The following is a 6,795-nucleotide window of genomic DNA, read 5'->3' as shown; positions in this document are numbered from 1 at the left end:
GACGGCTGACCCGGCGCAGGGGGGGGGGGGGGGGGGGGGGGCCCCCCCCCCCCCCCCGCCCTCCCCCCCCCCCCACCCCCCCCCCCCCCCCCCCCCCCGCCGCCCCCCCGCTGCCGTGTCGGACCCCGTCAGCCGGCCCAGGTGGCGACGAGGACGGTCGCGTACCGCTCCTCGCAGCTCAGGACGCGTGCCTCCAGACCGCACGCGGCGACCACCTCCGCGGCGGTACCGGCCTGCCGCTCGCTCGTCTCGACCAGGAGCCGGCCGCCCGGCGCGAGCCACCGCGGCGACTCGGCCGCGACCCGCCGCAGCACGTCGAGACCGTCCGGGCCGCCGTCGAGGGTGACGCGCGGCTCGTGGTCGCGGGCCTCCGGAGGGAGCAGTCCGATGTCCCCGGTGGGGACGTACGGCACGTTGGCGACCAGGATCTCGACCCGGCCCCGCAGCTCCGCGGGCAGCGGGGCGAAGAGGTCGCCCTCGTGGACCCGCCCGCCGCGCGGCTCGACGTTGCGACGGGCGCAGCGGACCGCCGCCGGCTCGATGTCCGAGGCGTGCACCTCCGCGCCCTCGACGCGGTCGAGCAGGACCGCGGCCGCCGCTCCGGAGCCGCAGCACAGGTCGACGCAGACGGCGCCCGGCCTGGCCAGCTCCACCGCGTGCTCGACCAGGAACTCCGTCCGGCGCCGGGGGACGAACACCCCGCCGTCCACTTCGACGCGCAGCCCCCCGAAGGCGGCCCACCCCACGACGTGCTCCAGGGGCAGGCCGGCGGCCCGTCGTCCGACCATCAGGTCGAGTTCGGCGGGCCCGGCCGCCGCCGCCAGGAGCACCTCGGCCTCTTCCTCGGCGAAGACGCATCCCGCGGCCCGCAGCCGCTCCACGACCCCCGCGTCGCGCACGACGTCAGACAAGCTGCGCCTCGATCGCGCGGACGATCTCGGGGGCGCCGGGCTCGGTGCGCGGACGGAAGCGGGTGACCGCGCCGTCCCGGCCGACCAGGAACTTCTCGAAGTTCCACTGGACGTCGCCGGCCTCGCCCTCGGCGTCGGCGACCTTCACCAGCTCCGTGTAGAGCGGGTGGCGGTCCTCGCCGTTGACGTCGATCTTCTCCAGGAGCGGGAAGGAGACGCCGTACGTCGTCGAGCAGAACGTCCGGATCTCCTCCGCGCTGCCCGGCTCCTGGCCCGCGAACTGGTTGCAGGGCACCCCGAGCACGGTGAAGCCGCGGTCGCCGTACTCCTTCTGCAGCTTCTCCAGGCCCTCGTACTGCGGGGTCAGGCCGCACTTGGAGGCGACGTTCACGACCAGGACGGCGTGGTCCCGGTAGTCGGCGAGGGAGACCGGCTCGCCGGTCAGGGTCTTCAGCGGGATGTCGTACAGGCTCATGGACTGCTCCTCGTCGGAATGGGGTTTGATCTCAGCATGGGAGACGAACCACTGGCAATCCCGATCGATTCCTCGGAGACCGGGCGACCGCGCAGGGTGACCTGCCGCCTCTGCGGCCGGCCGCTGACCGGCAGCGAGTCGCGCCGCACCGGTCTCGGCCCCACCTGCGACGCCAAACTCCACCCGCCGGCCCCGGACATCCGCACCCGGCGCCACGAGGTGGACCAGGACACCCTGCCCGGCCTCGGTGAGCCGTAGGCCCGGAACCGGGCGACGCTACCAGGCGGTAAATCGATCGCCCACGGAGAATCCGCTCGGCACAGTGGGCCGCGATGAGACCGAAACCCGAGCGACCGGAGTCCTGACCCCATGTCGACCCTGCGCGTCACCGCCGAAGTCCTGACCGTCCATCCCCACCCGAACGCCGACGCCCTGGAGCTGGCCCAGATCGGCCTGTACCGGGCCGTCGTCGCCAAGGGCGCCTACCGGACGGGCGACGTCGCCGTCTACATCCCCGAGCAGGCCGTGCTGCCCGCGGCGCTCGTCGACGAGCTGGGACTGACGGGACGGCTCGCCGGGGGCGACGCGAACCGGGTGAAGGCGGTACGGCTGCGCGGGGAGCTGTCGCAGGGCATCGTCTGCCGGCCCGGCGCGCTGGAAGGCGTCGACCTGGGGCGGGCCGCCGCCGACGGCACGGACTTCGCGGAGACGCTCGGGATCGTGAAGTGGGTGCCGCCGATCCCCCCGACGATGAGCGGCGACGTCGAGGTGGCCCCCGACCTGCTGCCCTGGGTGGACATCGAGAACCTCCAGCGCCATCCGGACGTGTTCGAGCCCGGCGAGCCCGTCGTCCTCACGGAGAAGCTCCACGGCACGGCCTGCCTGCTGACCTACACGGCCGAGGACGGGCGCGTGCAGGTCTCCTCCAAGGGGTTCGGGGCCAAGGGCCTCGCCCTCCAGGAGGACCCGCGCAACCTGTACTGGCGCGCCGTCCACGGCCACGGTCTCGCCGAGGTCGCCGCGCGGCTGGCCGAGCGGCTCGGCGCCCGCCGGGTCGGGCTCTTCGGCGAGGTCTACGGCGCCGGCGTGCAGGACCTGGCCTACGGCTCCGACGCGCGCGGCGAGACCGTCGGCTACGCCCTGTTCGACGTCTCGGCCGAGATCGACGGCCGGGTCCGCTGGCTCGACCCGGCCGAGGTCCTGGAGCCGGGCGAGGTGCCGGTCGTGCCGCGGCTCTACACGGGGCCGTACGACCTGGACACCGTCCTGGCGCACGCGAGCGGCCGGGAGACCGTCTCCGGCCGGGGGACGCACCTCCGGGAGGGCGTCGTCATCCGGACCGTGACCGAGCGGTACAGCCCGGTCACGGGCGGCCGGGCCATCGCCAAGGCGGTCAGCCCGGCCTATCTGACCCGCAAGGGCGGCACCGAGTTCGAGTGACCCGCCCGGGGGCCCGTGCGCGGGCCCTCACAGCTTGCGGAACAGGCCCTCCTGGACCACCGACACCAGCAGCCGGCCCTCACGGTCGTAGATCCGGCCCCGCGCGAGTCCCCGGCCGCCCGTGGCGATCGGGGACTCCTGGTCGTAGAGGAACCACTCGTCCGCGCGGAACGGCCGGTGGAACCACATCGCGTGGTCCAGCGAGGCCATGTCGAAGCCGCGCGGGCCCCACAGCGGCTCGACGGGGATGCGCACCGCGTCCAGGAGCGTCATGTCCGAGGCGTACGTCAGGGCGCAGGTGTGCACCAGCGGGTCGTCGCCCAGCGGCCCCACGGCCCGCATCCACACCGCGCTGCGCGGGTCGGCCCCCGTCACCTCGTCGGCGGTCCAGCGCAGCCGGTCCACGTACCGGATGTCGAAGGGCTGACGGCGGGCCATCCGCTCCAGCGCCTCCGGCAGGGCGCCCAGGTGCTCGCGGATCTCGTCGGCGAGGTTCGGCAGGGTCTCGGGGTCGGTCAGGTGCCGCGGCGGCAGCTGGTGCTCGAAGCCCGCCTCCTCCGGCTTGTGGAAGGAGGCCGTCAGATTGAAGATCGTCCGCCCCTCCTGGATCGCGGTGACCCGCCGGGTCGTGAACGACCGGCCGTCCCGGACCCGCTCCACCTGGTAGACGATCGGCACTCCGGGGCGGCCCGGCCGCAGGAAGTAGGCGTGCAGCGAGTGCACCGGCCGGTCGCCGTCGGTGGTGCGGCCGGCCGCCACCAGGGCCTGCCCGGCGACCTGCCCGCCGAAGACCCGTTGCAGCGACTCCTGCGGGCTGCGCCCGCGGAAGATGTCGACCTCGATCCGCTCCAGGTCGAGCAGGTCCACGAGCCTCTCGGCGGGACTGGTCACCACTGATCTCCTCTACAGCTGTCCGACGGACGTCACGCGGACCACCGCGCGGCCCTCCTCGTCCGAGGCCGCGAGATCCACCTCCGCGCCGATGCCCCAGTCATGGTCGCCGTTCGGGTCGGCGAAGGTCTGCCGGACGCGCCACAGCCCGTGCGCCGCGTCCTCCTCGATGGCGAGCAGCTTCGGGCCGCGCGCGTCGGGACCCGTGCCGAGGTCGTCGTACTCGTCCCAGTACGCGTCCATCGCCTCGCCCCACGCGTCCGCGTCCCAGCCCGCCTCGGCGTCCAGCTCGCCCAGCGCGTCGACGTTGTCGAGCGCGGCCAGCTCCACCCGGCGGAACATCGCGTTGCGCACCAGCACCCGGAACGCGCGGGCGTTCGCGGTGACCGGCTTGACCTGGTCGGCCTTCTCCTGGGCCTCCTCGGCCGTCTGGACCTCCGGGTTGGCGAGCTGCTCCCACTCGTCCAGGAGCGAGGAGTCGACCTGGCGCACCATCTCGCCCAGCCAGGCGATCAGGTCCTCCAGGTCCTCGGTCTTCAGGTCGTCCGGGATGGTGTGGTCGAGCGCCTTGTACGCGCTCGCGAGGTAGCGCAGCACGATGCCCTCGGTCCGCGCCAGCTCGTACCAGGAGGTGAACTCCGTGAAGGTCAGGGCGCGTTCGTACATGTCACGGATGACCGACTTCGGCGACACCGGGTGGTCGCCGACCCACGGGTGGGACTTCCGGTAGACGTTGTACGCGTGCCAGAGCAGTTCCTCCAGCGGCTTCGGGTACGAGATGTCCTGGAGCCGCTCCATCCGCTCCTCGTACTCGACGCCGTCCGCCTTCATCTGCCCGACGGCCTCGCCGCGCGCCTTGTTCTGCATGGCCGCGAGGATCTGGCGCGGGTCGTCCAGCGTCGACTCCACGACCGACACCATGTCCAGGGCGTACGAGGGCGACTCCGGGTCCAGCAGGTCGAAGGCGGCCAGCGCGAACGTCGACAGCGGCTGGTTGAGCGCGAAGTCCTGCTGGAGGTCGACCGTCAGCCGGATCGTGCGGCCCTCGGCGTCCGGCTCGGCCAGCTGCTCCACCACACCGCCGTCGAGCAGCGAACGGTAGATCGCGATGGCCCGGCGGATGTGCCGCAGCTGGGCCTTGCGCGGCTCGTGGTTGTCCTCCAGGAGCTTGCGCATCGCCTCGAAGGCGTTGCCCGGGCGCGCGATCACCGAGAGCAGCATGATGTTGGTGACCTTGAAGCGGGAGGTCAGCGGCTCCGGCTCGGCCGCGATCAGCTTCTCGAAGGTCGTGTCGCTCCAGGCGACGAAGCCTTCGGGGGCCTTCTTGCGGACGACCTTGCGGCGCTTCTTCGGGTCGTCGCCGGCCTTCGCCAGCGCCTTCTCGTTCTCGATGACGTGCTCGGGCGCCTGCGCCACGACGAGACCGGCCGTGTCGAAGCCGGCCCGTCCGGCCCGGCCGGCGATCTGGTGGAACTCACGGGCGCGCAGGGTGCGCACTCGGTTGCCGTCGTACTTGGTGAGCGCGGTGAAGAGCACCGTGCGGATCGGCACGTTCACGCCGACGCCGAGGGTGTCCGTCCCGCAGATCACCTTCAGGAGGCCCGCCTGCGCCAGCTTCTCCACCAGGCGCCGGTACTTCGGCAGCATGCCCGCGTGGTGCACCCCGATGCCGTGGCGCACGAACCGCGAGAGGTTCTGGCCGAACTTGGTGGTGAAGCGGAAGTTGCCGATCAGCTCGGCGATCTTGTCCTTCTCCTCGCGCGTGCACATGTTGATGCTCATCAGCGACTGCGCCCGCTCCACCGCCTGCGCCTGCGTGAAGTGCACGATGTAGACGGGTGCCTGCCGGGTCTCCAGGAGCTCCGTCAGGGTGTCCGTGATGGGGGTGAGCCGGTACTCGTACGACAGCGGCACCGGCCGGGTCGCCGAGCGGACCACCGACGTCGGCTTGCCCGTGCGCCGGGTCAGGTCCTTCTCGAACATCGACACGTCGCCGAGCGTCGCCGACATGAGGACGAACTGGGCCTGGGGCAGCTCCAGGATCGGGATCTGCCACGCCCAGCCGCGGTCCTGCTCGGCGTAGAAGTGGAACTCGTCCATCACGACCTGGCCGATGTCGGCGTACTTGCCGTCCCGCAGCGCGATGGAGGCCAGCACCTCCGCCGTACAGCAGATCACCGGCGCGTCCGCGTTCACGGAGGCGTCGCCGGTCAGCATGCCGACGTTCTCGGTGCCGAAGAGCTTGCACAGGTCGAAGAACTTCTCCGACACCAGCGCCTTGATCGGCGCCGTGTAGAAGGTCACCTGGTCGTTCGCGAGCGCGGTGAAGTGCGCCCCCGCCGCGACCAGCGACTTCCCGGAGCCGGTGGGGGTGGACAGGATCACGTTGGCCCCGGAGACGACCTCGATCAGCGCCTCTTCCTGGGCCGGGTAGAGCGTGATGCCCCGGTCCTCGGCCCAGGAGGAGAAGGCCTCGAAGAGGGCGTCGGGGTCGGCGGTCGGCGGCAGCTGATCGATAAGGGTCACGCCCCCATCTTGCCCGCATTCCGCTCGGATGAGGGAACCGGCCGCCGGCCTCCTTGATCACGGGCGATAGGCTCCCCTGTCGACCGGTCGTCAACTGAGCACCGGCACAAGAGAAACGGGGGCGGACGCGACCATGATGGGACCCGCGCACTCACTGTCCGGAGCGGCGGCCTGGCTGGGTGTGGGAGCGGCCGCGGCCGCCTTCGACAAGCCGATGCCCTGGCCGGTCCTCGTCGTCGGCGCGCTCATCTGCGCGGGCGCGGCCCTCGCCCCGGACCTCGACCACAAGTCCGCGACCATCTCGCGCGCCTTCGGTCCCGTCTCCCGGCTCCTCTGCGAGATCGTCGACAAGCTGTCGTACGCCGTCTACAAGGCCACCCGCTCCACCGCGGACCCCCGCAGGTCCGGCGGGCACCGCACGCTGACCCACACCTGGCTGTGGGCGGTCCTCATCGGCGGCGGCGCCGCCGCGGGGGGGGGGGGGGGGGGGGGGGGGGGGGGTCTCCCCCCCCCCCCCCTCTCCATCCGTCCCCCGGTGGGGGGGGTGGTTTG

General features: G+C 72.5%; 7 protein-coding genes. 3 read left to right on the top strand and 4 right to left on the bottom strand.

Annotated elements, in window-relative coordinates; translation table 11 throughout:
• Positions 1–128 precede the first annotated feature (128 nt).
• Entirely contained in the window at positions 129–911 is a 783-nt protein-coding gene (locus ACZ60W_RS36800) for a putative protein N(5)-glutamine methyltransferase (protein ID WP_469759761.1), read from the bottom strand.
• The gene (locus tag ACZ60W_RS36795) at positions 904–1,386 is read right to left on the bottom strand and encodes a glutathione peroxidase (RefSeq protein ID WP_469759760.1); all 483 of its coding nucleotides are present in this window, start codon (positions 1,384–1,386) and stop codon (positions 904–906) included. The genes ACZ60W_RS36800 and ACZ60W_RS36795 overlap by 8 nt, the downstream gene beginning before the upstream one ends.
• Before the next feature lie 36 nt (positions 1,387–1,422).
• Here ACZ60W_RS36795 and ACZ60W_RS36790 point away from each other — a divergent pair, with 36 nt between their 5' ends.
• Positions 1,423–1,644 carry a DUF6011 domain-containing protein gene (locus ACZ60W_RS36790; protein ID WP_469759759.1) on the top strand — a complete coding sequence of 74 codons (222 nt, stop codon included), beginning with the start codon at positions 1,423–1,425 and terminating at the stop codon, positions 1,642–1,644.
• A gap of 111 nt (positions 1,645–1,755) precedes the next feature.
• Positions 1,756–2,826 (top strand): RNA ligase (ATP), encoded by a 1,071-nt coding sequence (locus ACZ60W_RS36785; RefSeq protein WP_469759758.1) that lies wholly within the window; start codon positions 1,756–1,758, stop codon positions 2,824–2,826.
• A gap of 27 nt (positions 2,827–2,853) precedes the next feature.
• On the opposite strand, the gene ACZ60W_RS36780 is transcribed toward ACZ60W_RS36785, so the two are convergent.
• On the bottom strand, positions 2,854–3,717 hold the full coding sequence (locus ACZ60W_RS36780; RefSeq protein ID WP_469759757.1) for an acyl-CoA thioesterase: 864 nt from the start codon (positions 3,715–3,717) through the stop codon (positions 2,854–2,856).
• 12 nt (positions 3,718–3,729) lie between these two features.
• Complete coding sequence (locus tag ACZ60W_RS36775) at positions 3,730–6,243, bottom strand: DEAD/DEAH box helicase (RefSeq protein ID WP_469759756.1); 2,514 nt, start codon at positions 6,241–6,243, stop codon at positions 3,730–3,732.
• 133 nt (positions 6,244–6,376) lie between these two features.
• On the opposite strand from ACZ60W_RS36775, the gene ACZ60W_RS36770 reads away from it, so the two are divergent.
• Positions 6,377–6,795 (top strand): metal-dependent hydrolase (locus ACZ60W_RS36770; protein WP_469759755.1); only part of this gene is annotated, 419 nt, incomplete at its 3' end.

Source organism: Streptomyces sp. NPDC104202, from assembly GCF_055584185.1.
The sequence above is the reverse complement of the archived record's forward strand: the minus strand, read 5'-3'. Positions and strand labels throughout refer to the sequence as shown.

What these genes read in the sequence shown, in the direction of transcription:
- ACZ60W_RS36795 (WP_469759760.1), bottom strand. Translation starts at nt 1,386, where the DNA reads ATGAGCCTGTACGACATCCCGCTGAAGACCCTGACCGGCGAGCCGGTC.
- ACZ60W_RS36790 (WP_469759759.1), top strand. Translation starts at nt 1,423, where the DNA reads ATGGGAGACGAACCACTGGCAATCCCGATCGATTCCTCGGAGACCGGG.
- ACZ60W_RS36785 (WP_469759758.1), top strand. Translation starts at nt 1,756, where the DNA reads ATGTCGACCCTGCGCGTCACCGCCGAAGTCCTGACCGTCCATCCCCAC.